Origin of the sequence: Peribacillus sp. YIM B13481 (assembly GCF_042787985.1) — a bacterium.
Taxonomy (GTDB): domain Bacteria; phylum Bacillota; class Bacilli; order Bacillales; family DSM-1321; genus Peribacillus; species Peribacillus simplex_A.
Map to the genome: position 1 here is coordinate 18,293 of NZ_JBHZPE010000038.1, position 25,947 is coordinate 44,239.

Genomic DNA, 25,947 nt, shown 5'->3' on the forward strand with positions numbered 1-25,947 from the left:
TTTAATAGTGAAGGGTCTGAACAAAAGTGAATTATATCGAGCCTGCTGGTAAATCATTCAGGAAAACAATCTTGGCTTTATTTCTTGGTAGCTTTGTAACGTTTGCGGATCTGTATAGTACCCAACCGGTCATTCCGGTTTTCGCAAAGCAATTCGGAGTCTCTCCTGCAATGGCAAGTCTTACATTATCTTTCGCAACAGGAACGCTTGCCATCAGTTTATTGCTTGTTTCCTTTTTCTCAGAAAATATCGATAGGAAAAAAATAATGGGGACGGCGCTCACTCTGTCTGCGTTGTTATCCATATGCGTCAGCTTCATCCAGGATGACCTATACATCCTTATTGCAATACGGGCGATTCAAGGAGCGGTGCTTGCAGGTTTCCCGGCAATTGCGATGGCCTATATCAATGAAGAATTCGATCCGAAAAGCCTGGGCTATGTGATGGGAATCTATGTGAGTGGTTCGAGTATCGGCGGATTGGCAGGCAGGCTGATTGTCGGAGTGCTGACCGACCATTTCTCATGGAACATAGCGATTGGCAGCCTTGGGGCTTTAAGTTTGATCATCAGTCTGGCTTTTTGGTTGATGCTTCCACGTTCGCAGCATGCTGTCCGTAAAAAAGTATCATTGTCGAGAATTAAAACCTCCCTTATTAATAACTTATGGAATAGCAGACTAGTACTTTTATTCGGGATGGCCTTCCTATTAATGGGCTCGTTCGTTACCGTTTATAACTTTGTGGGTATACCATTAATGGGACCGCCATATCATTTATCACAGACATTGATCGGCTTCATTTTCATTATTTATCTAGTGGGGACATTTAGTTCTACATGGATGGGGAAGCTTGCCGATCAATATAGTCGGAGGCTTGTTCTTCTTTCCGGAATCGCAATCATGCTGCTGGGGGCCCTTTTAACCTTATTGGATCCACTTTTGTTGAAGATAATCGGGCTTGCCCTGTTTACATTTGGCTTTTTTGGAGCCCATTCAATTGCGAGCACCTGGGTCGGATCGTTAGCTGATAAAAGTGAAAAGGCACAAGCATCCGCTTTATATCTCCTGTTTTACTATGCGGGGTCAAGTGTAGTAGGAGCATCAGGAGGTTTATTCCTGATGAAGTTCGGTTGGGGAGGGGTCATCTCGGCTGTATCCATCCTAATCATCCTTGCTGCCGTTTGTGTCATGATGGTTGAAAAAGTGAAAATCGTTAAATAAAATGTTCTTTTCTATCATGATTTTCCGGAATCCTGAATATAATCTAGTGAAAAATGATATTGAATAAAAGATTGATAAGAGAAGAGGGTAATAGATAGAGTGAAACGAAAAGCAGTAATTCTCATTGGGTTAATAGCCGTTTTAATTATATTATTCGTTGTATACTTAACAAGTCCGGGCAGATTGGAAAAGGTGGAGATTGTTGAAAAATACTATCCACATTTCTCCGATGGCAAGGCAGTCGGTTTTAAGACGAACGAAGTCATTGATGTGACGGAAACCGAAGAGGGATCCAATTGCGCAATGAAATTCAACAATGGGAAAACGTTGGAAATCGATTGTGACCGTTATTTAACATACAAAATCGATGAAACAGTTTATATTACCACGGAAGGAAACCATGTGAAGGAAATTCGAAGAAAAAGATAGTGGCAGGTATAGCTGAGTTTGCTCAAAAAACAAACTCAGCTCTTTTATTTTATCCCATTTAAAAACCCAGACCATATTGGAATGGGCTTTTTCACTTTTTATCTTTGTTTTTATTTTTATCCTTTTTATTACGCCGTAGTACATCGAGGATTCTGCGGCTGTTATTTTTACTGTTTATGAGTTCGACTAAATCGCTCATGTTTTCAGATTCAAAGTCTTTTTGATCCTTTTTCATGATAATCCCTCCAGGTCATATATCATAATACCCTTATTAAGAGAAGGGTAAACGTCTATTATCATTTTGGTAATAGAAGGATTTTATATCCTTTACCATTAACTATTTGATAAAATGTGATAAAAGCCCTGTGTGGGAGGTCTACATGGAAGAATTAAGAATGATCGGTGAAAAAATCGAAAAATTCAAATATATCTTAGTGGAGCATATCGAGTTGTTTGAAGAAGAGGGCCCACTCTATGATTTTGAAACCAGTAAAGAGGTAAGGTCGCAACTAATTCAAATTCATGCAGATGCCCTGATTCACGGTAAGGCACAAGCGATGGAAAGTATGAAAATAACGGGTATGGAAATAGGAAAGCGCGTCGTGGACATGGGAATCCCTTTAAATAAAAATATTGAGGAAGCTCAGCTGGTGCGTAACCTTTTCTGGAGTTTCATTGAAGAAGAAGTAAGCAACCGCTACTACTCCATTGAAATTTTGCTAAAGGCAAGCTCGATAATTGATGCAATACTGGATCAATTCATACACTGTGTGAGCATAAGTTATGTGAATCATTATAAAGAAATGGCAAAAGCGGCAAACGATTCTTTGCAGAAAATAAAAGAAAACCAGGAAGTCATGGAAGAATTGGCCACTCCGATTGTTCAGACCGTTTTAAAGGATGTGCTGCTCTTACCATTGATCGGGCGCATTGATGATTGGAGAATGGAGTCGATGCAATCGACGGTACTGCAAAAATGTGCAGACCTGCATGCGGAAGTATTGATTATGGATTTCTCCGGCATTACCTTTACGAAGGAAAGCAATATGCTCACACTGCTGGATCAATTAGTGGGGGCACTGGCGTTGATGGGAACGGAAACGATGTTTGTCGGTTTTGCTCCTGATGTGGTGAAAGAGATTGTCAAACTTGATTTGTCTAATCAGGTAAAACCTTTTCTATCGTTCAGGCAGGCACTGGAATATCTGCTTAAACAAAGAGGGCTGGCCCTTCAGCCAGTATGATGGAGGTATCCTCTTCAGGGTATCTTTTTTTGTATGTCATGAAGTTTCCTAAATGCAAGAAGTTTGGTGAATGGTGGCAACCTTACCAGCAGCTTTCTTCATTTTTCGTCATATGGATATATCTCCATGATATAGTGAAATGGCGTGAATACGGACATGTTGCTTTATTCATTTAGATAATGAATGGGAAAAACGTGAATACGGAAAAGCATACAAGAAAAAGAGATAGGACATGTAAAGCCCGAAAGGAAGGTGGATGAAGAGTGTTTTTCAAGAAAAATGAAGAACTTGATCCGAATGAAAAATGGTATTGTGTGGGGATCATGACGGATAATGGGTTAGAGGATGAAGAATATGATGTTTTGTCGAAACGCATCCTTGAATCAGTCCAAAATGTGTCGGTCATATCTGACTTAATAAGGGTGGAGTGGGATCGGGAAAAATTGCAAACTTTGAACGAGCGTTTTAATGCTGATGCATTTTCTGACCCATGTTATATCATTAATAAATTCATACCAGAGGATATAAAAAGGGAAAGAAAACTTCTGGAGAAAAATCATAAATGGAAGAGGCTCTTTGGTTTCCTATCCCCGGTTGAATACATGGAAGCTGAGGCGAAGGCAGCCCATGACTTCGATAAGGCCCTTTTTTATACGGATGATCCAGATAAGGTGATTGAATACATAATTGCTAATAGCTAACATCCCCTGAACATCGATACATTGTATCGGTGTTTTTGTATTTGACAATGTTTATCGAATTTCGCGGAAACAATTCGTCCTTGCGCAGAATAATCCGACCTTGAGTGGGAACAATTCGTCCTTGTGCGGAATAATCCGTCCTTGAGCCGTAACAATTCGACCTTTAGCGGAAGATCCGACCTTGAGCGGGAACAACCGTCCTTGCACCTTTCTCCCTTCCGGAAATAAACAGAGGGAATGTTAGGAAGTTGGTAGGAAAGGTGGGTGGGGACGCGGAATATCTTAAGTAGATAGTAAGAGAGTTTTAAGGGGGGAGTGAGATGAATCGATGGAAGTTGCCGTACCTCAGCAAAAACCAAAACGGAAGTGGAAAAAGCGGGTGCTATGGAGTCTTGCAATCCTTATTTTACTTTTGCTGTCTGTCTTGATTGCAGCAAATGTATTTCTTTCAAGGTCCTTGCCGGAAACAAAGGGGGAAATTTCGCTTCCAGGCCTTTTGAAACAAGTAACAGTTGTGAGGGATTCCAGCGGGGTCCCGCATATCAACGCAGCGAATGAACATGATTTATATTTAGCCCAAGGGTATATCCAAGCACAGGACCGTTTATTTCAAATGGATTTAAGCAGGCGTCAGGCGTCAGGAAGATTGAGTGAAGTGATTGGTGAGAAAACCGTCAAAAATGATAAATATTTCCGCACACTTGGGCTAAGGCGGGCAGCTGAAGCGTCTTATGCAGTATATACAAGCGACGGTAAAGAAGCCTTGGATGTGTTTGCAGAAGGGGTAAATTTATATATCGATGAATTGAAGGAGAATGGGAAATGGCCGACCGAGTTCACTTTACTTGGATACGAACCAGAACCGTGGACACCCGTCGATTCGCTCACCATCGGTAAGTATATGGCCTTTGATTTAGGCGGGAACTGGGAAGATCAGGCGTTTAGACAGTATTTGCTGCAAACCTTCCCAAAGGAAAAAGCGTATGATCTATTCCCGGATTATCCAGAGGGCGCACCATATATCATCAGCAAGGAAGAACTGGATATTGAAAAAAGCTTCGTCGGGGCCGTTGTTCCTAATGAATTCAACGGCAGCAACAACTGGGTCGTATCTGGCAAGAAAACGGATTCCGGGCAGACGTTATTGGCGGATGATCCCCATCTGGGGTTAGCTACACCGTCCGTTTGGTACCAAATGCATTTGGAGGCCCCGACAGTCAATGTGAGCGGTGTTATTTTTGCCGGGATTCCGGGTATCATTCTCGGTCATAACGAAAAGGTCGCTTGGGGTGTGACGAATACAGGCCCGGATGTCCAGGATCTGTATATTGAGAAGAGACACCCGGAAAACGAGAAAGAATTCGCCTTCAAAGATAAATGGGACAAAGCTCACATCTTAAACGAACCGATCAAGGTTAAGGATGGTAAGACACTTGACTATAAAGTGACGGTTACCCGTCATGGACCGGTTGTCTCCGACTTTGCCGGGAAAAGCGGAAAAGACACAGTCCTTGCATTAAGGTGGACGGCACTTGATCCATCCGCAGAGCTTGAAGCGGTACTTAATATGAATAAAGCGGAAAACTGGAAAGACTTCGAAAAGGCCCTTTTGAAATTCGAAACGCCGGCACAGAATTTCGTCTTTGCCTCAGTCGATGGGACCATTGCCTTTAAGGCGAATGGGAAAATCCCTATCCGTAAAAAAGGCGATAGTATGCTGCCTGTACCTGGCTGGACGGATGAATATGAGTGGAAAGGCTACATTCCATTTGATGAACTTCCAAAAACGGTCAATCCGGAAGAGGGATTCATTTCGACAGCGAATAATAAAGTCATCTCAGATGATTATCCTTACCATATCAGCAATAACTGGGCACAGCCGTACCGTCAGATGAGGATACAGGAGTTTTTAAAAGCGAATAAAAAGCTTACTGCAGAAGATATGCAAAGCTTGCAGATGGATCAGATGAATCTGCAGGCTAAGGAGTTTGTCCCTCAATTTATAGAGGTGCTGAAAGGTCCATCGGGAATACAGGAAGACAAGGCACTAAGGATTCTGGAGAAATGGAATCATATTGATTCCGTTGATGAAGCAGCACCGATGATTTTTAATGTATGGATGAAAAAAATAGGGGAAGTTTTGCTTACAGAAGAAATACCGGAAGAAACGCTCAACCTCTTTAATGGAAGGCGTTCGGCCGTTGATGAACTACTAAGGCGGGCATTGGGCGGTAAGCCGGGTCCTTGGATTGAAGAGGCAGGCGGACTGGAGCAGGTACTCGCCAAGTCGTTACAGGAGACGTTAATGGAACTGGAAGAATCACAAGGTGACGATATAGCTGATTGGGAATGGGGAGACTATCATCAGGTAAGGTTCAACCATCCGTTACGAAGTGTCGCCCCGTTAAATTATTTATTTAACAGCGGCGGCGGATTGCCGGTCGGCGGTAGCAGTGTAACCGTACAGGCAGCGGCATTTTTAGATAACGGAACCGTTAATCATGGTGGCTCCTGGAGATTTGTCATTGACCTATCCGACATGAATAAGGGATATCACCTCGTTGGGCCTGGGCAATCAGGTAACGTAAAAAGCGAGTGGTACCACGATCAGCTTGATGATTGGGCAGAAGGTACTTATCACAAAACGGTATTGGATGATCCAAAAGGTGATAAGCTGACATTGAATCCATTATACTGATATTCAGCAAAAAAATACCAAGTCCAGCATGCATGCTGGACTTGGTACTTTTTCATTGTTTTTGCTTAGTCAGGAATTCTGCAAGGAACTCCTCAAAATTAGGGGCCTCGATTGAAACGATTTTTTCATATGACTCAATGATCTTGAGTTTAATCTCTTGTTCCAGATCATTCCGGTCTTGATAGTTGGTGTTTTTTAAAGATTTTTTTATTTTAGGATTCAAAGAATCGATTAGATTCATCAATTCTTCTTTTGATAGTTTTTTATCCACAATGGCTTTTCTCCTTTCTATTATATACCTCATCCATATAGTGCTTTCGAAGTTTTTTGAGAGCTTGTTTACGAATGCTTGAGATATTCTGGGGAGATTCATGAAAATAGGCAGCTATTTCCTTGTTGGATAGGCCATAGGAAAAGATCATGGTCAGTACTAGACTTTGTTTGGCTGTTAACTTCTTCAAGGCTTTTATCATCTCTTCATCACTTATGTGTGAAGAGAGCTCATTCGTTTCCCCCATCTTTTCAAGTTGAACGTCCAAAGTGCCGATTCGATCGATCATTCCGAAAGTATCCTTTGGTGTCGCATCAAGTACCATTCGATAGCGTTCCCGCTGCTTCCGTGCCCTTTTATCAAAATCAACGGAGAAAAAGTAAATCAAGGAGCACATGTATTTGTATACTTTAGCCCGGTAATAGAAAATTTTGAAGGTCTCGTTGAGATGACAAATGTTATGTGAAGAAGGGGAATCAAGAGTTTCGGTAAAAATCTTTAAATGCTCTGGGTTCTGTAAAAATACTTGAATGATCGGTTGTTCAAAGAAAGATGAGTACTGTTGTTGCAGAAACTCCAATGAATGAGAAAAAAAATGAGAAGTTAACTGGTTCATTGCTATCCCTCCTTTATTTAATAAAGTGATAGACAAGGGGAATAAATCAATTATATAGGAACATTTGTTCCTTTATCCATAAACCAATAGTGCTAGATTGATTTTTTTAAACAAGTTTCACTTTAGATATCAGATACATGAAAAGGGGTGAAGAGGATGATGATTGAGGATGCTACTGTGTGGGTGTCATTAGTTAGCGAATTTGGCTATCCATTCGTCGTTTCTATGTTTTTGCTCTTCCGCTTCGGTAAACAATTAAAAGAACTGACAACGGACGTAGAGAACTTAAAAAAGTCCGCTCATAAAACGAAACGATAACCTCAGGACGTAATGTGCTAGGTAGTAAAAACCGAATTTCGGATTCTATTCTAAAAAGGGTCCGGAATTCGGGTATAAAGAAATAGGTACTATTTCACCAATGAATCCCTCCTTTAAAGTCAAATAAAAAAATCGCAGACCATTATTTGGAATATAGCACAAAATGGGTAAAAAATAATCGTCAATTGGAATCATTTTACTACAATAATTCATCCGTCAATGGAATTAGATAGGAAATCCTCCCCTCATACGATCTTAGTTTTATGGATTAAAGTGAAAATACTTTTAAAAAAACAACATTTGTAGAAAACTTATGGAAAGTATGTGGCATCCATGTAAAAGGATGCTGCTTTTATTTTTTTTTGGTAATAAACTGATAGTATGGAAAAGGGGTGGGAATTTTGAATGAAAAACAGCTAGAAGATATTCGGATTCTACAGCAGGAATGTGAGCGGGAAGATTTTACATTAAAGCTGAACTGGGAGACACTTCGCAGTCGAAATGGTGTGAATAAGAATGATTTTCTTCACTATGATGGATTAAAACTTGTTGGTTTTCTTGGTCTTTACGATTTTGGAAGTAAATTGGAGATGTGTGGGATGGTACATCCTGAATTTCGGAGGCAAGGAATTTTTACAAAGCTGTTGGACGACGCTATAAGGAGTGCCATGGAGCGCGACTATAAGTCGATCATCTTGAACTCGCCTGCTCAATCACATTCAGGGACAGGGTTTTTGAAACAGCTGCCATGTGAGTTCGCTTTTTCTGAGTTTCAAATGAAATGGTCTGGAACGGAGCTTGATGATTATGAGGATGCAGTCGTTCGCCCTTCACGGAGAGAGGATGAGGAAACGGAAATTCAGCTGGATATTCAGTGTTTCCGATTTACGGAAAAAGAGGCGAGGGATTATTATCAGCGCATCCTGCACGAGGATACCCTGAAAACCATGATGATTGAAAAGGATGGCTGTCCTGTCGGTAAAATTCGTGTTGATCAGTCAGGTAGGGAAGCATGGATTTATGGATTTTCCATTTTACCGGAATACCAGGGAAAAGGACTTGGCAGAAAGGTATTGAAAAAGGTGGTAGCTGAACAATGCCAGCTTGGATATGATATTTTTCTCGAAGTCGAGGCGACTAATGAGCATGCTTTAAGACTCTATGAATCTTGTGGATTCAAAACGATTCAAAGACAGGATTATTATCAATATAAAGGGCTGCAGCGCTAAAAGGGATATTAACGAAAAAGAGTGTTAGGGGGATAGGAATGCTGACATTATTCACTTACAACTGGCAGGTCAGAAATGAGTGGTTCAAATGGTGCCGGTCCGTATCGTGTGCGGAACTTAAACGGCAGCGCACGGGCGGGATGGGCAATATTTTGAGGACACTCGCTCATATTATCGATGTTGAATGCAGCTGGATCCGGGCCATTCAGGGGAAGCCGGATGTCGGGATTGATCTAGACGCCTATAATACAATCCAGAAAGTAGAAGATTTATCTAAGCATTATCATTCTGAGGTCATGTACTATTTGAACTCGGATTCGTTTAATGTGGAAAATGAAATGATTCAGCCATCTTGGATGGAGGGGACTTACGAAAAAGGCAGGATATTGGACCATCTGATAGCCCACGAAATACATCATATAGGCCAGTTGTCCATCTGGTCGAGGGAGATGGGGATTAAACCTGTATCAGCCAGTTTAATAGATAGGGCTTTATAGATTTCTATATTTTTAAAACTGGTAATGCGCTTTACCAGTTTTTTTGTTTTCAAAAAGGGGATTACGGTGAAGTAGAGAGCGTCTGAGAAAGAGGGAGGACATTGAGATTCCATACGATGTAAGCAGGCTTGCTCATGTATGGCCGAGTCTCAAAAAGCAACTTTCTTCCCAAGGATTCCATGGGATTCTGTAATGATTTTAAATATATAAAGGAAAAATGATTCATGTCAATGAATGAAAATGGTTAAATAGGACCGATTATTAAAAATTCTTAATATTAAGGTAAAACTAAACAGCTTTCGACAAAATCATGTTATATTATTCTAGCATTTTACAAAAATAGAAGGGTTGTGAAGTATGTCGTACAAGATGCATGTTAAAAGGATGCTCGCCCCGATACTTGCTGTAAGTTTGATTACTGCCCCATTTACCGTACCAGTCGGGACATCTGCCAAAGAGGCAAATAAGAAACCGGTCGCTACTAAACCATTTATCATTTCAGCTCCTGCTGTTCATTACACAAATGGCACCAAAGCGACTGTGAAGGTCACGCCGAAAAAAGGGAACAAAGGAAATGAAACCGTTGTCTTCCAGTTAATGAATGGGACGAAGGTCATTTCACAGTCAGCCGTTGAGGCGGATATTAAATCGGCCCAAAAGTTCTCCGCCTACTTCAATTCGTACAAACCGGGTTACTGGGTTAAAGTATCGGTTGTCGCCAAGTATAACGGTAATACGAGTAACTTCGGCAACAGCCTGGCAACCTCCGTTTCAGATGCGCCATTTGAACTTAGGATCATGGAAACGACAGATATACACACTAATCTAGTAAGCTATGATTATTATAAGGATGCCGTATCAGACTCCGTCGGCTTTTCTCGCACGGCATCTTTAATCAAACAGGCACGAAAAGAAGTGAAGAATAGTGTTTTAGTGGATAACGGCGACCTTATTCAAGGGACCCCCCTAGGTACGTACAAAGCGAAAATAGCGCCACTGAAAAAAGGTGAAGTCCACCCCGTCTATAAAGCGATGAACTTGCTTGACTATGATGTGGCTACATTCGGCAATCATGAATTCAATTATGGTTTATCTTATTTGGACGAGGCCATCAACGATGCGAATTTCCCTTATGTCAATGCCAATGTTTATAAAAAGGATAAAGACAATAATCCAAAGAATGATAAAAACAAATATGCTCCATATAAAATCGTCACGAAGAAAATAATGGATATAAATGGAAATGAAAAATCAGTGAAAATTGGCTACATTGGATTCGCCCCTCCGCAAATCATGGATTGGGATAAAGCGAATCTTGATGGTAAGGTCATTACAAAAGAAATCGTCACGACTGCAAATAAATATGTACCTGAAATGAAGAAAAAGGGTGCAGATGTCATTGTGGCGCTCACACATTCCGGGTTTAATGGCGATACCAAGAATACCGAGGATGTCATCTATTCATTAAGCAAGGTATCCGGCATAGATGCCATCACGTTCTCCCATACGCATAAAGTCTTTCCGGCACAAGATGAGGCGTCTTTAGACAGTCTATTTAAAGATAGCCAAGGAAAAATCCTTAAAGGCGTGGATAATAAAAAGGGAACCATTAATGGTATACCAGCCGTTCAAGCAGGATATGGCGGCAGTAATCTGGGGATCATTGATCTTGATATCCAGAATATCCAGGGAAAATGGAAAGTCGTTCATTCTGATTCGTCAACACGGGCAATCAACGATAAAGAAACAGGAAAAAAAGCAGTTGAAGATGCATCTGTCGTCAAAGCCGTTAAAAAGGATCACGAAGGAACGATCAAGTATGTTAACACGCCGATTGGAACGACTACAGCTCCAATTCATAGTTATTTCGCCCTTGTGCAAGATGATCCTTCCGTACAGGTCGTGACAAGCGCACAGAAATGGTATGTGGAAAAATACATCCAGAACAACCGCCCAGAATACAAAGACCTGCCCATTCTCTCTGTAGGAGCTCCTTTCAAAGCGGGTCGCAATGGAGTCGAAGAATTCACCGAAATCAAAGAAGGCGGACTGACCATTCGCAGCGCCGGCGATTTATATTTATACGATAATACCTTGAAGGCAATCAAGATCAAAGGGTCCGTTGTTAAAGAATGGCTTGAGATGTCTGCCGGGAAATATAATAAAATTGATCCTGCCAAGTCTGAGGAACAGGAATTGCTTAATGGAAAGTTTGCCGTCTATAATTTTGATGTGATTGACGGCGTTACGTATCAAATCGATGTCACTAAGGCTTCGCGCTATGATGAAAAAGGGATAAAAGTTTCGGATTCAAGCAGGATTGCAAATTTGAAATATAATGGCAAGCCAGTGGACCCGAATCAAGACTTCATCGTGGTGACGAATAATTACCGTGCTTCGGGCGGAGGAAACTTCTCGGGAATCAAGGGCAGCGAATACGTAGTTGACTCTGCGGATGAAAATCGCCAGATCTTGATGGATTACATTACACAAGAGGGTGAGATCAATCCAACCGCTGATAATAACTGGTCGATTGCGCCGATTTCAGGCAAGGTGAACGTGACTTTCACCTCATCACCAAAGGGTGCGGAATATTTAAATGAAGAAAGCCCGATTTCCTATACAGGCAAAACCGATGATAAAGGATTTGGCATTTACAAATTTAATTTGGGGAAAGAGAACGTTAAAGTGCAATTGCTCGGGATCAATGATCTTCACGGCCAGCTGGATACCACTTCTGATTTTGGCGGTATCAAACAAGGGCGTGCTGATTATTTAGCTGCGCACTTGAAGCAGCGTAAAGCTGAAAACCCTGAAAATACACTTTTACTTTCGGCAGGGGATGCTGTTGGGGCAAGTGCTCCCGTTTCTTCATTGATCCAGGACAAACCGACGCTTCAGTTTTTGAATAATATGAAGTTCGATGTCGGAACTGTCGGGAACCATGAATTCGACAAAGGGGTAGAAACCCTGATGGCTCAAATCAATGGCGGAAAGTCGCCAACATCCGATGTGGTATTCGATAAATTGAACTTTCCATATGTAGTAGTCAATGTCGTATATAAAGACACGAAAAAACCGATTTTGGACCCTTACGTCATAAAAAAGGTCGGCGGGGTTGATATTGGGTTCATAGGTGTAGTCACGAATGCCACACCTCAAAAAGTAAGTCCGGATGGCATTAAGAATGTGGAATTCATTGAACAGGCACCTGCCGTAAATAAGGCGGTTAAAGAGTTGAAAGATAAAGGCGTCAAATCGATTGTGGTCATCTCACATGACCCAGGCACGGAAAAGGAAGGGGTCATCACAGGCGAAGTGGCTGATCTTGCTAATGCCGTGGATGATGAAGTAGATGTGATCTTAGCCGGAGATAATCATGCAAAGGTCAACAACTATGTGGATGATAAATTGATTGTACAAGCTTACTCTTATGGAACGGCTTTTGAAGATGTGGATTTGGAAATCGATCCAAACACTAAGGATATTGTCAAAAAGTCAGCTGAAATTGTTACGGTTACACAAGAGGGCATCACACCGGATGCCGGGACGACGAAATTCATTAACGACTATTTAGACATGTTCCCCGAGTTAAAGGCCCCGCTTGGGACAACGGATGAGAAAATTTTAAGAACCAATGCCTATACACAGGAAACTGGACTTGGGAATTTAATCGCCGATTCGATGAAAGCAGATTTGAATTCCGATTTTGCTTTCATGAATCCAGGTGGAATTCGTGCTGATATTCCAAAGGGAGAAGTCACCTTTTCCGATTTAGCGAAAATCCAGCCTTTCGGTAACGTATTGGTTAAGCTGGAACTGACTGGAGCCGAAGTGAAAACGCTGCTTCAACAGCAATGGATCGTTGAAGGAGCTCCGAAGACTTTGCAAATATCTGGACTGAGCTATACAGCCGATTTCAGTAAACCTGTCACTGAGCGTGTCACTTTATTGAAGAAAGCGGATGGGACACCAATCAAGGATGCCGCAACGTACACAGTGGCCGTCAATGATTTCATGGCAAGCGGCGGTGATAACTATACCGTCCTGAAAGGAAAAGAGCGTGTGTTTGGACATGCTGATCTAGAAGCTTTCGTTAACTACGTGAAAGAAACCTTCAAAGGCGGAAAAATCACGGCAGAAATTGAAGGCAGGATTACCAATATCAATAATTAATTAGGATTTACCGGTGAGTTAAGAGAGTTTACTCGTGAAACTATAAAAGAGAGCGTTCCAAAATACAAAGGGACGCTCTTTTTTCTATTAATGACATAGACGTAGACATATAAACACCTTTTTTGTAGAAAAGTATTAAAAATTGGAAAATAGGCATGATAATAGCGAAGACATTGAACAATTCATTCGTTAACACGATAAACTTGGACTGTTAAAAAAATGAACAATGCATGCAGCCGGATAGTGAAAAAAGAGAGCAAACCCTGTATTTGGAAACAGAATTTACTTCAAATAGTGAACATTTAGTGGAAAATCATAAAAATAAAAAGAATCTTAGCTCGTCCGTGAATTTTCATGGCTGATAGTCCAGATTATTTATATAAAGAAGTTAGCTAATGACCTCATTGGAATCACCAAGATGGTCGTACCTACAGAAAATAGAATAACTATTATTGCAAATTGTCGAGTGCTAATTTTGAAATTTTCCACTATATCCGGACTTCCCATCGCTGATTATAATTCTTATTGTTGCCTTTGTATTGTTAGAATAAACTCTTGCCTTTTAGAAAGTGTTGATACATCTAGGCTTTCAAAATTCTTTAGAATTTCTTGTGGGTCAATACATCTTCATTTGAGCCTCGGACAACCGGAACTAATCCACTTTTAGCTAATTCTCTATAGTCGATATGCCATCCATATTTATACATAATTTGGATGTTTTGTAACGCCACCTTTTATCCGAAAGTGTAACTTTCTTCCAAATTATTCGTCGGTAATGTTAAGAGAAGGAGGAATACCGATGAATCGAAAAAAAGTGATACTAATTTTCGGCTTGTTTCTTTTCCTGGGGGCATGTAGTAGTAATGATAAAGAAGAATCCTTACCGAAGTCACAGGAAGAAAAAGCGGAAAGTAAAATGGACTTCTCTTTATCAGGGGAACAGGCTTCTGATAAGAAGGCGGAAAAAGAGGCGGCAACAAATGATAGGATGGTCATCCACCAAGCACAGCTTCAGTTGAAAGTAAAAAATCTAGAAAAAACACAAATGAAGATTGAAAGGAAGGCGAACGAATACGGCGGCTATATTGTAGAGTCCAATGTATACAGGGAAGATGAAGAGAGGGTAGAAGGTACGATCACAGTCAGGATTCCGGAAGCTCGTTTTCAGGACTTTCTTGTCGTTACCGAGGGGCAGGCTTCAGAAGTGGTCGGAAGGAACGTGACAGGCCAGGATGTAACGGAGCAATATGTAGATTTAAAAGCAAGACTGAAGTCAAAGCGGGCTGTGGAAGAGAGGTTACTTGCATTCATGCAGGACGCTAAGAAGACGGAAGATTTGCTGAAAATATCATCCGATCTTGCCGCGGTTCAAGAAGAAATCGAGCAGCTGACCGGTCAAATGAAGTATCTTGAAAACCAGACCTCATATTCGACGGTTACAATCACGTTATCACAGGAACGGATCGTGGTACCGGGTATTGATAATGCAAAACTGGATACATGGGAGAGAACGAAGAAACAACTTGCAACAAGTGCGAATCTATTACTTAAAGCGGGCTCTGGGATCATTGTTTTTATAATAGGAAACTTGCCGATCCTCATTGTTTTAGGCGGAGCTGGTGCGGTGGTACATTGGGCGATGAAAAGAAGGGGTAAAAGGTAAAAGGCAGAAAAAAAGAGGGTGCCCAAATTCATTTTGGGCACCCTCTTGCATTTATCCTTTTCGTTTATTCAATCCGGTCACATAATACAGGACTACCAACAGTACGATCCAGATTGGACCAACGATAAGAGCAATTCTTGTATCTGCAGAAAAGCCGAGTATAACCATTACGAATACTAAAAAGGCTAGAGTGAAATAAGAAGTGAATGGGAAAAGTGGCATCTTGTAAGCTAAGCCTTGTTTTTCTCCCGGACTCATTTTCCGTCTAGAGATGATCTGTGTGACAAGTATGGTCCCCCATGTCCAGAGTGCACCAAATGTGGCGACACTTGTAACGTAACTGAAAACTTTCTCGGCTTCCATGTAGTTAAGGTAAACACCGAAAAGTAGAACTACAGCTGAAACGATAATGGCAACGCCAGGAACGCCTGACTTTGTAGTACGTTCGAAACTTTTAGGTGATTCACCTTGCTGCGCTAGGTTGAATAACATTCTTCCTGTACTGAAGATCCCGCTGTTACAAGATGAAAGGGCCGCTGTCAGTACGACAAACTGAATGATTCCTGCTGCGCCTGGTATACCGATTTTATCAAACATCATAACGAATGGGCTGTCTTTTCCATTCATTTGATCCCACGGAGTAATCGATAGAATGACTGTAAGAGCTAAAACGTAAAAAAGTAAAATTCGATAAAAGACGGTATCGATGGCTCTTTTTAAAGATTTTTCTGGATTTTTGACTTCACCTGCGGTTACACCGAGCATTTCAATTCCCAAATAGGCGAACATGACCATTTGGAAAGAGAGGATGACACCGGATATTCCATTAGGGAAAAATCCACCATGTTCAACTAGGTTACCGAATCCAACCGCGATTCCGCCGTTCCCCAGTCCAAAGATAATCATCCCGAAGCCAAGAACGATCATAAGGATGATTGTAACTATTTTAACTAAGGCGAACCAAAACTCCAATTCACCGTAAGCTTTTACAGCAAGAAAGTTAATCGTTGTCATGATGGCAAGTGCGGCTAACGCCCAAGCCCATTGTGGAGTCCCAGGGAACCAAAATTGCATATAGATTCCGACTGCCGTAATTTCAGCCATACAGGTGGCAATCCAAACGAACCAGTAATTCCAACCGGTTATATATCCGGCAAGAGGACCGACAAATTCACTTGCATAGCGACTGAAAGAGCCTGCGACTGGATTTTTGATCGCCATTTCCCCTAGTGCCCGCATGATAAGATAGATCATAAGCCCGCCGATAGCATAAGAAATAATAATGGCTGGGCCAGCTAATTTAATCGCAGATGCCGATCCGAGAAATAAACCGACTCCAATTGCTGCGCCAAGAGACATTAATGCGATATGTCTTTCTTCCAAACCTCTATGCAGTTGAGATTCTTTGGAGTTTTGCATAAGTTTCCCCTTTTCTTTTGGAGTTTAATTTTCTCTATCTAGCATTTTATCACTAGTAGAGCTGAATACATATTATTTATTGATTTTTCACATAATATTACAACTAAATAATATATTTTAATAGAAAGTTTGTAAAGTAAAAAAATGAAAACGCTTACTATAAAAGGTGTTAGCAATATAAAAAAAGTTGTAATTTTTATAATATTAAAATAGATTGCTATTTAAATAAAATATAATTATGTGATTTTTCTAAAAATTTAGACTTTTAAATAAGAAAAAGCTGTCCCATAAAAAGGAACGGCTTTTTCGTTTAATCATGACAGGTGGCTGAGGGCCAATTCCGGGTGATCTATGAAAGGGTTGCGATTATCGATTTTAGTAATATTTATTATAAATGATTTCATTTCGATTTCTTTTCGTTCAAAAGTATCTGCTGGGTCCTGTTCGTTCCATTCCAGCAGGACCGCCAACTTTCCATGATAGGGATTGGTGCAGCTGCTCACTTGATTATTTAGTTCTAAATCAATTTCACCACTTTCACCGTAATGAACGGCCATATAAAACAACATTCGAGCAATTTCACTGTTCATTCAATTCACGAACCTACGCTACGTTAACTCCCTCTACGTTCGAACTGAAAATTTTAATTTTTATCATGATCAAAAAGAAAGCTAGCAATGCAAACACAATTCCGCTCCACATGAGTTGATGTATTCCTAAGTGAGAAATAAACCAACCACCAATAGACACCCCTATAGTAATTCCAAGATTTGAAAATGAGACAAACAAGCTGTTGCCGAATTCAGGTGCTTCGTTCGCTTCAGTTGTCAACCATGTTTGACTGACAATTAGACCACCAGAATGAACTATTCCCCAAATGAAAACCATTAGAATCATCGGAATTAAATAAGAGCCCAAATAATAAGCGAATAAATAAATTACTATGTATAGAAGGGGAAACGTTATAACGGTCTTAGTTATGCTTTTTCGCAAAAATCCACCAAATAAAAAATTCCCAAAAATCATGACTAGACCAAACGCCATCAACATTACACTAATCAAAGAACCATTCATATGTGTTAATTGTCCAAGATATTCGGCAAAGTAGCTGTATACAGAGAACATTGCTGCAAAGATAAACATAACGGCTGCGATGTTTAACCATAATCCCGGTTTACGTAATATTCCAAGCTGCTTGCCATAAGACATTTTTTCCTCATTAGGCATGGAAGGAAGCCACAATAATATTCCTACAAAAGCAATCGCATTTACAACAGCCCCAAATAGGAAAGCAGTTTCTAACGAAAACTTTTCCGCGAAATAAGAAGTTAAAGGTACACCAAATGCAAATCCGAAAGTAATTCCGGCAAAAACCTTTGTAACTGCTTGGTTACTTTTTTCCGGAGGAACAATTTTGGCTGCAGTCACAAGGGCTATCGAAAAAAAGACAGGATGAAAAATGGCGGGTAGTATACGGAAAGCTAGCATGATATCAAATTTCGTTGTACATGCATAAATAATATTTGAAATCGTGAACATAAATACTGAGGTTAATAGAATTACTTTACGATTAATTCCAGAAGCGAGTAAGGTCAAGAATGGACCTGAAATGGCAACAATTAAAGCAAATATACTTACAAGTAAACCTGCTTGTGAAGTTGTTATATTAAATTTTTGAGTGATCTGGGGTAGGACTCCCACAATACCCATTTCAGTTGTAATAATGCCGAATACGCCTAGAGCCAACATAATAATAAGCAAAGGGTTAACTGTTTTCATTAATAAAAATCTCCATTCCTATTGTATATTCCTTAATTTATATACAGATTAAAATCATTTATAAAATTAAATATCTGTATATCTAGATATGTAAAAACAAAAAAAGAATGACCTCCTTTACGTTTATTTTATAGTTCTTTTTGAATGTACTCGGAAAATTCATGTATTGTTTTTTCATTCCGACGATAATAAGTCCACTTTCCGATTCGCTCAGACTCCAACAGACCAGCTTTTTGCATGGTTAACAAATAACTAGAGATGACAGATTGGGCAAGCCCTGATTTAACCTGAATATCTCCCACACATACACCAACTTGAAAATTTAGACCTTGTTGAAAATAAGGCTTTTCATTAAAGAACTTCTCTGGATTTTTTAGCCATAGCAAAATTTGACGACGTGTATCGTTTGATAAAGCTTTATAGATTAATGTAGGTTCCATATAAATCATTATATCTATTTTTATAGATTTGTAAATGCAAATTTACCGTTTTCACTAATGCGGAATTTGAAGATGCGGAAAAAGTAATACCAAAAGAAGTGAATCTATGTAGTGAATGAGCTCTCATCAAAGGGCGACTTTAGTAGTCCTTTCGATATTCCTGTAAGGTCATCGATGATTTCGTGCAAGGGGGAACCTAAGCATAAAGGACAGCATAAAACTTGGTTTAGCTTTGTGAACAGGTCATTCCTCCATAAATCGATTCGTTCCATTTCCAGATAAATCGGTATGTACGGTTATTCCTTGTTAATTGTCAAAGATGGACGAATACAGACTGTGAAGGTTTGCGGAATTTGGGGAAATAGCCCGGGAAATATCGAAGGCTGTTATGAAAATGGCATGGATACTAAAAACCGTCAGCATCACTGACGGTTTTTTTTACTCTTTTTTATAAGAAGACTCTGAATGAAACTCAATAACAATGATCCGATTAAAGCTCCCCAAAAAGAATGTATGACAAAGCCACTGACTACATAGGAAGTGATTTGGAATGTGAAAGCATTGATAATGAAAGAAAACAACCCGAACGTCAGGATGGTGATCGGCAATGTGATAAGTTGTAGAATGGGTCTAACCAGCAAGTTCATGATTGATAATATAAAAACCGCCAGCAGGGCTGTGCCATAAGATTTAATCGTGATGGAGTCGAGAAGCCAGTCAATAACGAGCAATACCAGCCCGTTGATAAGAAAACGCATTATTATGTTCATGAAAAACTCCTCCTGAAGTCACTATACTACAAGTCCATTATACTAAAACTTCGTGAATTTCAGTTAAATGTTTGCAGAATTGTCACAAAAAAAGAGGGATACGGATTTGTATTCCCCATAAGAGGAAAACCCATTTTGGGGGCCGTTTTTTCTATTTAGTTGTTGGCAATGATCTTTTCGAATTCACTTAATTCCAATGTGTTTTTCAGCTTTGGATTGGTGTTTAAGGAAAGCAGGGCACTTTCGATGAGAAAGATTCGCGGATCGCTGCTTTGTAAAAATTCCTCTTGGATAAAGTGAATTAATTTTAAGTTTTTTACCCGTTCTGCTTCATCATCTTGACATAGTTTCAAGATCATCTTTTTTAGATCATTTGCAGAATGCAGCAGTGCTGTATGAAAATCCTGCTGTGTATGGAAGCACTCCGGCAGCCATTGCTTGATAAGATCGGGTTCTAAAAGCTGTGCGTTTGACTTGCTAACATCTTCGAAGATGGTTTTAATCCTGTCCACACAATAACGGATAATTTCAGTAGGGTTGAATTCGGGCTCTTTAGCCAGGGCATTAAAATGAATCGTTTGATGCATCATCCCCGAGTAAAGAATGGCACAGTCCAAAATATAGGGTTTTTTTTCAGTACCGAAAATATCCAGAAACCGTTTTGATAGCCAATGTATATGCTGGAATTTAGCATGTGTAATGAAGTTCTTAAGTTCTGTATCATTTGAAATCATTACTTCTTCATATAAGGAAAAGAGTTTATTACTTTTATTGGAGTGCATTTGTAATTCAGATTGTTTAATGAATATTTCAATATTTGAAAGGTTTTGCCCAATTAGCAATTCATTCCGCTCTTTTTCGAATTTTTCTTGCGTAGATAGGAAGACTGCCTTAAGCAATTCGCTTTTAGAAGAAAAGTAGTTATAAAATGTTCCTTTTGAAATGCCGCTATAATCTAAAATATCCTGAATGGATGTTGCTTGATAACCCTTTTCAATAAATAATTGGTGTGCATATTTTACTACGTGCTGTTTCCGCTCATTCATATATTTATATCACCCTTACTTTTATTGGACGGTCATTTTATCGTAATAGTATCTTATTTTCTATACGAACACAAACCAGTATGTTTACAATTTCCCCAGCATAATAAGGGAGATGGCTTCTTATGGACACTTTGTTTCAGTGACTGTTTGGGAATGGATCAGGACTGTTTAAATCAACTCACAAAAGCGATGAAAAATTAAGTTCCATGCATCCTTCTTTTCATTATGTAAATAAAGGCTAATGAAGTGAATAAAGTCACAGGGAGAACCATCGGGTTTGTTATAAAATAAATAGAATGAAATAGGTGCAGTGGCATCATTTCAAGAAAGCATAAATGGATATCCGTTCCGATTCTCGATTACTATCCCATTAGTGGGAGAAATGATAAAATCACTTGTCATGAAGGAATATTGGATATGAAGGTCGTATACCATTATTAGGAATTCTAATATGGGGACATGTTTTATACCGTACATGTTTATACTTCGTCTACTTTCCGTATTCTGGATATACATAAAGTTATACACTAATGAAAAGAATAATGAATTGATTATTATATTAAAATTATTATAAATAAGTATTGATTTTTTCCTGAGAAGCTTTATCATTATATACATAAATAATAATGAAAAGGTGGTTCAATTATGACAAACAAGAAAAACCTTACTACAAGCTGGGGAGCACCAGTTGGAGATAATCAAAACTCAATCACTGCCGGCGAACGGGGTCCTGTACTCATTCAAGATGTACACTTGTTGGAAAAACTTGCCCACTTTAATCGTGAACGTGTGCCTGAACGTGTAGTTCACGCGAAAGGTGCCGGTGCATTCGGTACTTTTGAAGTAACGAACGACCTTTCTCAGTATACGAAAGCTAAACTTTTCAATGGTGTTGGCAAGAAGACAGATCTTTTTATCCGTTTCTCTACAGTAGCCGGTGAATTGGGTTCTGCTGATACAGTCCGTGACCCACGTGGGTTTGCTGTTAAATTCTACACGGAAGAAGGAAATTACGATATCGTCGGTAATAATACGCCTGTATTCTTTATTCGGGATGCGATTAAATTCCCCGACTTCATTCATACACAAAAAAGAGACCCTAGAACACATTTGAAAAACCCGACGGCAGTTTGGGACTTCTGGTCACATTCACCAGAATCTTTACACCAAGTAACGATCCTGATGTCCGACCGAGGCATTCCTGCCACACTTCGTCATACACATGGTTTCGGAAGCCACACATTTAAATGGGTGAATGATGAAGGGAAAGGCGTTTGGGTGAAATACCACTTCAAAACAGAACAGGGCATCAAAAATCTTGATGTCAATCTAGCTGCAAAACTAGCAGGTGAAAACCCTGATTACCATACGGAAGATCTTTTCAATGCTATTGAAAAAGGGGACTTCCCTGCATGGAAGTTATATGTTCAGATCATGCCTTTGGAAGATGCGGATACTTACCGTTTCGATCCATTTGATGTAACGAAGGTATGGTCTCAAAAAGATTATCCGCTAATCGAGCTTGGGCGTATGGAATTGAACAGAAATCCTGAAAATTACTTTGCTGAAGTGGAGCAAGCGACGTTCTCACCGGGAACATTCGTACCGGGAATTGAAGCTTCCCCAGACAAGATGCTTCAAGGACGTCTATTCGCATATGGAGATGCACACCGTTACCGTGTGGGCTCGAATCACAACCAGCTTCCGGTTAACCGTCCGAAAGTAGAAGCGAACAACTATCAACGTGATGGCTTCATGCGTGCAGATGACAATGGCAAGGGATCCGTCTATTATGAGCCGAATAGTTTTGGCGGCCCTGCAGAATCAACGGAAAATAAAGTCACTCCTTTTGAGGTGACAGGGAAAGCTGCACAAGTAGGTCATAATAGTGATGATCACTACACTCAAGCAGGTGACTTATACCGTCTATTGAGTGCGGAAGAGAAAACCCGTCTTGTTGAAACGATTGTGGGCGCAATGAAACCAGTGGAATTGGAAGAAATCAAACTTCGCCAAATCGGCCATTTTTACAAAGCTGATCCAGAATACGGAACGCGCGTAGCTGAAGGTTTAGGTTTGGCCGTACCACAAGAAGCGTAAAATATGGAAATTCTAATCTATTAAATGCAAACAGGCATCCATTCATGAATGGGTGCCTGTTTTGTTTTATTCCGGGATGTCCTGTTTATCAAGAAGGTGAATGTTATGCCCCATTTTAAATAGTAAGCTTTTTGAAAGCTTGGCGAATGCCTAAGTAAATAATCAAAAGGCATCGTTGGAGTTCATGGATCAGCGAATTCTGGATGATGCCATTTTGAGGAGTGATCTACAACAATCTTGTAGTCCCGATAAATGAAGAAAGGTCCGGGTGCTTTGGCAATAATTAAACCGAATCAGCATACATTTGGTTAAGAGGAGGTGCAGTATGGACGTTTTTGTTCGGCAGAATGATTCCTTGTGGTATTATAGCCAATTATTCAAGGTGAATTACCAACTTATCATTGATTCCAATAGTCGGATTGATCCGCTTGCGCTTATTATAGGACAGCAAATCAAAGTTCCTGGCTTTACGACGACCGGCTATAAGATTAAGCGAGGGGACTCATTATGGGCAATTGCCAAATCACATAATCTTTCACTGGATGCCATATTTCTCGTTAATCCTAAACTCAACCCTAATGCCCTGCATGTCGGTCAGACGATTTCTGTGCCATTAAGGATTACGTGGAGGCTAATTCAAGGAAACCAGGAATATGATTATGGGACGATGGTGACCGATGTAAGACGTTTGAAAAGTATCTACCCATTTATTAAAACCTCCTCCATTGGGGACTCGGTGCTTGGAAAGAATATTCCCGAAGTAATGATTGGGAATGGTGGCAAACGAGTTCACTATAATGGTTCCTTTCATGCGAATGAGTGGATTACGACGCCTGTGATCATGACCTTTTTAAATGATTATTTACTATCGGTCACGAATCAGACTGACATCCGCGGTATGTCCCTGTTGCCTTTTTATCAACAGACGATGCTGTCGATCGTTCCAATGGTGAATCCGGATGGAGTGGATTTGGTTTTAAAAGGCGCACCTGCCGATGAGACATTGAGAGGACGGCTCGTGGAATGGAATAATGGAAGCGAAGACTTTTCTGGCTGGAAAGCCAATGTTAATGGGGTGGATCTGAATGATCAATTTCCTGCCAAATGGGAATTGGAACAAGCTCGCAATAATGTAACAAAGCCAGGTCCGGCAAATTATTCCGGGGAAGGGCCGCTTACACAGCCTGAAGCTATTGCAATGGCAGAGTTGACAAGAAAACGTGATTTTAACAGAGTTCTTGCTTTCCATACCCAAGGAGAGGTCATTTATTGGGGGTTTGAAGATATGGAACCGCCCGAGTCCGAAACGATAGTCAATGAGTTTGCGAGGGTCAGTGGATATGAACCAGTCAAATCCGCCAATAGTTACGCAGGGTATAAGGATTGGTACATTCAGGATTGGCGAAGGCCAGGGTTTACCGTGGAGCTTGGCAAAGGAACCAATCCCCTTCCTATATCACAATTCGATGAGATTTATCAGAAGTCGCTAGGGATTTTCTTAGCAGGGTTATATATGTGAATTTTGACCAATTGAAAAAGCTCGACTCCGTTTCCATGGGGAAGAGCTTTTTAGTCTTATAAACTATTAGACTTGAGACGATGAGGGCTGCTGCAAAAAATAAGTAAAGTTATGCTTTACTTATCGATTGCATGATTAACTCGCTTTTTAGCCTAAAAAGTAACGGACGTTCTCCAGTACTCGTCCGAGTAATATTGCAGCCCCTACCAAAAAGAATCCTGATAGTTTTACGGTAAAGAAGTTTGACTTCCTTAGCGCTAGTATTGGCCCCACCTACGCCATATACTTTGACGGCCACGCATGCCATCCAACCTAATTCCATTATAATAGAAAGCGCTTACATTTTCAAAATGAATCGTAGTACAAATTTCGACATGTGCATCTGTGTCCCCCAATCAACAGAGGGGAAAGGGCCTTATCAAATCCTTTTGAATAGGGAGACTCCGGTGTATATACCTTTCCGGAAAACTACATAAAACTTATTATTCCTAGTTTTCAAGTTATTTTTAAAAACTTAAATGAACTGTAGTCATTTCATTTTTTTTTTGTGATTTTTAATGAAAATACGAATAAATATTTATTTTTATTCGTTTATAGTTCGTATATAATAATTTTAAGGTATTGAGGAGGAGAGACTGAATGTATAAATCCAAAAAGATTTTATTATTGGGCTCCGGTGAATTGGGGAAAGAAGTCATACTTGAAGCACAGCGCCTTGGTGTGGAGACCGTTGCTGTAGACCGCTATGAACTAGCCCCTGCCATGCAAGTAGCCCATCGCAGTTATGTGATCGATATGCTTGACGCGGAACAACTAAGGGGAATTGTAGAAAAAGAACAACCCGATTTGATTGTACCGGAAATTGAAGCCATTGCTACATCTGAATTAGTCAAATTGGAAGAGGAAGGCTTTCATGTCATTCCGACGGCAAGAGCAGCTAAATTGACTATGGATCGTGAAGGAATCAGGAGGTTGGCTTCTGAAACCCTGGAGATTCCGACGGCAGCCTACAAATTCGCTGATACTTATGAAGAATTTGCCCAAGCTGCCAAAGAAGTTGGATTTCCGAATGTCGTAAAACCGCTGATGAGTTCTTCAGGGAAAGGTCAAAGCGTGTGCCGAACGGAAGGTGACCTGGAAGAGTGCTGGAAAATTGCGATGGAAGGCGGCCGGGTTCAAAATGGACGGGTGATCATTGAAGAATTTATCCGTTTTGATTCGGAAATCACGCTGCTTACTGTCCGGGCCGTAAACGGTACCATGTTTTGTGCTCCCATCGGCCACATTCAGCAGGGCGGGGATTATATTGAATCCTGGCAGCCGCATAATATGACAGAAGCGCAAATAGTGGAAGCGAAAAGAATTGCCCATGCCATTACAGATGAACTTGGAGGGTACGGATTATTCGGTGTTGAGCTTTTCCTCTCAGGGGATAAAGTCTATTTCAGTGAAGTTTCCCCACGTCCGCATGATACGGGGCTAGTGACACTAGTGACTCAGAATTTGTCGGAGTTTGCCCTGCATGTTCGAGCGATCCTAGGATTTCCCATCCCGGAAATCACGCTGGTCAACCCAGGTGCCAGCCGCCCATTAAAAGCGCAAGATGAGTTATCGGAATATTCTATAGTCGGTGTTGAACAAGCCTTGGCTATCCCAAATACACAAATCCGTCTTTTCGGAAAACCGGTTACAAAGGCCGGGAGAAGGGTCGCTGTAGCCCTGTCATCTGCCGATTCAATCGAGGTAGCGAGAGTAAATGCGGCCCGTGCTTTGGAATGTTTAGTTGTAGAAAAATAATAGTGAAAAAAGCGC

General features: G+C 40.5%; 21 protein-coding genes and 1 pseudogene. 13 read left to right on the forward strand and 9 right to left on the reverse strand.

Annotated features, from left to right (window positions below):
• Nucleotides 1–26: 26 nt before the first annotated feature.
• A complete protein-coding gene (locus ACFX4X_RS18660) occupies nucleotides 27–1,220 on the forward strand; it encodes an MFS transporter (protein ID WP_377385245.1) in 1,194 nt (397 codons plus the stop codon).
• Nucleotides 1,221–1,319: 99 nt separating this feature from the next.
• Nucleotides 1,320–1,649, forward strand: a complete 330-nt coding sequence (locus ACFX4X_RS18665) for a hypothetical protein (protein WP_061465409.1) — start codon at nucleotides 1,320–1,322, stop codon at nucleotides 1,647–1,649.
• A 91-nt stretch (nucleotides 1,650–1,740) separates the two neighbouring features.
• Here the strand turns inward: ACFX4X_RS18665 and ACFX4X_RS18670 are convergent, their stop codons facing one another.
• Entirely contained in the window at nucleotides 1,741–1,884 is a 144-nt protein-coding gene (locus ACFX4X_RS18670; RefSeq protein ID WP_176431797.1) for a hypothetical protein, read from the reverse strand.
• Between the two features lie 145 nt (nucleotides 1,885–2,029).
• Here ACFX4X_RS18670 and ACFX4X_RS18675 point away from each other — a divergent pair, with 145 nt between their 5' ends.
• The 3 genes from ACFX4X_RS18675 to ACFX4X_RS18685 all read left to right on the forward strand — a co-directional run bounded on the left by ACFX4X_RS18675 (nucleotide 2,030) and on the right by ACFX4X_RS18685 (nucleotide 6,292).
• Nucleotides 2,030–2,893: an STAS domain-containing protein gene (locus ACFX4X_RS18675; RefSeq protein ID WP_377385247.1), complete on the forward strand. Its 864-nt coding sequence runs from the start codon at nucleotides 2,030–2,032 to the stop codon at nucleotides 2,891–2,893.
• Between the two features lie 263 nt (nucleotides 2,894–3,156).
• The gene (locus tag ACFX4X_RS18680) at nucleotides 3,157–3,594 is read left to right on the forward strand and encodes a hypothetical protein (RefSeq protein WP_377385249.1); all 438 of its coding nucleotides are present in this window, start codon (nucleotides 3,157–3,159) and stop codon (nucleotides 3,592–3,594) included.
• 328 nt (nucleotides 3,595–3,922) lie between these two features.
• Nucleotides 3,923–6,292, forward strand: a complete 2,370-nt coding sequence (locus ACFX4X_RS18685) for a penicillin acylase family protein (RefSeq protein ID WP_377385251.1) — start codon at nucleotides 3,923–3,925, stop codon at nucleotides 6,290–6,292.
• Between the two features lie 52 nt (nucleotides 6,293–6,344).
• Here the strand turns inward: ACFX4X_RS18685 and ACFX4X_RS18690 are convergent, their stop codons facing one another.
• Together ACFX4X_RS18690 and ACFX4X_RS18695 are read right to left on the reverse strand one after the other, a co-directional pair.
• Nucleotides 6,345–6,563, reverse strand: a complete 219-nt coding sequence (locus ACFX4X_RS18690) for a hypothetical protein (protein ID WP_089361833.1) — start codon at nucleotides 6,561–6,563, stop codon at nucleotides 6,345–6,347.
• The gene (locus ACFX4X_RS18695; RefSeq protein ID WP_061465403.1) at nucleotides 6,556–7,179 is read right to left on the reverse strand and encodes a sigma-70 family RNA polymerase sigma factor; all 624 of its coding nucleotides are present in this window, start codon (nucleotides 7,177–7,179) and stop codon (nucleotides 6,556–6,558) included. The genes ACFX4X_RS18690 and ACFX4X_RS18695 overlap by 8 nt, the downstream gene beginning before the upstream one ends.
• Nucleotides 7,180–7,335: 156 nt before the next feature.
• Here ACFX4X_RS18695 and ACFX4X_RS18700 point away from each other — a divergent pair, with 156 nt between their 5' ends.
• The 5 genes from ACFX4X_RS18700 to ACFX4X_RS18720 all read left to right on the forward strand — a co-directional run bounded on the left by ACFX4X_RS18700 (nucleotide 7,336) and on the right by ACFX4X_RS18720 (nucleotide 15,062).
• Nucleotides 7,336–7,497 carry a YvrJ family protein gene (locus tag ACFX4X_RS18700; RefSeq protein ID WP_081092540.1) on the forward strand — a complete coding sequence of 54 codons (162 nt, stop codon included), beginning with the start codon at nucleotides 7,336–7,338 and terminating at the stop codon, nucleotides 7,495–7,497.
• 392 nt (nucleotides 7,498–7,889) lie between these two features.
• A complete protein-coding gene (locus ACFX4X_RS18705) occupies nucleotides 7,890–8,726 on the forward strand; it encodes a GNAT family N-acetyltransferase (RefSeq protein WP_377385254.1) in 837 nt (278 codons plus the stop codon).
• Nucleotides 8,727–8,764: 38 nt separating this feature from the next.
• Nucleotides 8,765–9,223 (forward strand): DinB family protein, encoded by a 459-nt coding sequence (locus tag ACFX4X_RS18710; protein ID WP_377385256.1) that lies wholly within the window; start codon nucleotides 8,765–8,767, stop codon nucleotides 9,221–9,223.
• 357 nt (nucleotides 9,224–9,580) lie between these two features.
• Complete coding sequence (locus tag ACFX4X_RS18715; RefSeq protein ID WP_377385258.1) at nucleotides 9,581–13,399, forward strand: bifunctional 2',3'-cyclic-nucleotide 2'-phosphodiesterase/3'-nucleotidase; 3,819 nt, start codon at nucleotides 9,581–9,583, stop codon at nucleotides 13,397–13,399.
• A 799-nt stretch (nucleotides 13,400–14,198) separates the two neighbouring features.
• On the forward strand, nucleotides 14,199–15,062 hold the full coding sequence (locus ACFX4X_RS18720) for a DUF4349 domain-containing protein (protein WP_377385260.1): 864 nt from the start codon (nucleotides 14,199–14,201) through the stop codon (nucleotides 15,060–15,062).
• A gap of 51 nt (nucleotides 15,063–15,113) precedes the next feature.
• Here ACFX4X_RS18720 and ACFX4X_RS18725 read toward each other — a convergent pair whose 3' ends face one another.
• From ACFX4X_RS18725 to ACFX4X_RS18750, 6 genes and pseudogenes are all read right to left on the reverse strand, one after another.
• Nucleotides 15,114–16,481: an amino acid permease gene (locus ACFX4X_RS18725; RefSeq protein ID WP_284469371.1), complete on the reverse strand. Its 1,368-nt coding sequence runs from the start codon at nucleotides 16,479–16,481 to the stop codon at nucleotides 15,114–15,116.
• 314 nt (nucleotides 16,482–16,795) lie between these two features.
• A pseudogene (locus ACFX4X_RS18730) lies at nucleotides 16,796–17,071 on the reverse strand (endonuclease); the annotation flags it as partial.
• 13 nt (nucleotides 17,072–17,084) lie between these two features.
• Nucleotides 17,085–18,260: an MFS transporter gene (locus ACFX4X_RS18735; protein WP_377385262.1), complete on the reverse strand. Its 1,176-nt coding sequence runs from the start codon at nucleotides 18,258–18,260 to the stop codon at nucleotides 17,085–17,087.
• Nucleotides 18,261–18,388: 128 nt separating this feature from the next.
• Complete coding sequence (locus ACFX4X_RS18740; protein ID WP_061466277.1) at nucleotides 18,389–18,700, reverse strand: ArsR/SmtB family transcription factor; 312 nt, start codon at nucleotides 18,698–18,700, stop codon at nucleotides 18,389–18,391.
• A 422-nt stretch (nucleotides 18,701–19,122) separates the two neighbouring features.
• Nucleotides 19,123–19,470 (reverse strand): phage holin family protein, encoded by a 348-nt coding sequence (locus tag ACFX4X_RS18745; protein ID WP_061465392.1) that lies wholly within the window; start codon nucleotides 19,468–19,470, stop codon nucleotides 19,123–19,125.
• A 155-nt stretch (nucleotides 19,471–19,625) separates the two neighbouring features.
• Complete coding sequence (locus tag ACFX4X_RS18750; protein WP_061465391.1) at nucleotides 19,626–20,516, reverse strand: TetR/AcrR family transcriptional regulator; 891 nt, start codon at nucleotides 20,514–20,516, stop codon at nucleotides 19,626–19,628.
• 645 nt (nucleotides 20,517–21,161) lie between these two features.
• Between ACFX4X_RS18750 and katA the strand changes: the two genes are divergently transcribed.
• From katA to purT, 3 genes are all read left to right on the forward strand, one after another.
• Nucleotides 21,162–22,616: a catalase KatA gene (katA, locus tag ACFX4X_RS18755; RefSeq protein WP_061465390.1), complete on the forward strand. Its 1,455-nt coding sequence runs from the start codon at nucleotides 21,162–21,164 to the stop codon at nucleotides 22,614–22,616.
• Between the two features lie 325 nt (nucleotides 22,617–22,941).
• A complete protein-coding gene (locus tag ACFX4X_RS18760) occupies nucleotides 22,942–24,135 on the forward strand; it encodes a M14 family metallopeptidase (protein WP_377385266.1) in 1,194 nt (397 codons plus the stop codon).
• Between the two features lie 639 nt (nucleotides 24,136–24,774).
• Nucleotides 24,775–25,932 carry a phosphoribosylglycinamide formyltransferase 2 gene (purT, locus tag ACFX4X_RS18765; protein WP_377385268.1) on the forward strand — a complete coding sequence of 386 codons (1,158 nt, stop codon included), beginning with the start codon at nucleotides 24,775–24,777 and terminating at the stop codon, nucleotides 25,930–25,932.
• Nucleotides 25,933–25,947 lie beyond the last annotated feature (15 nt).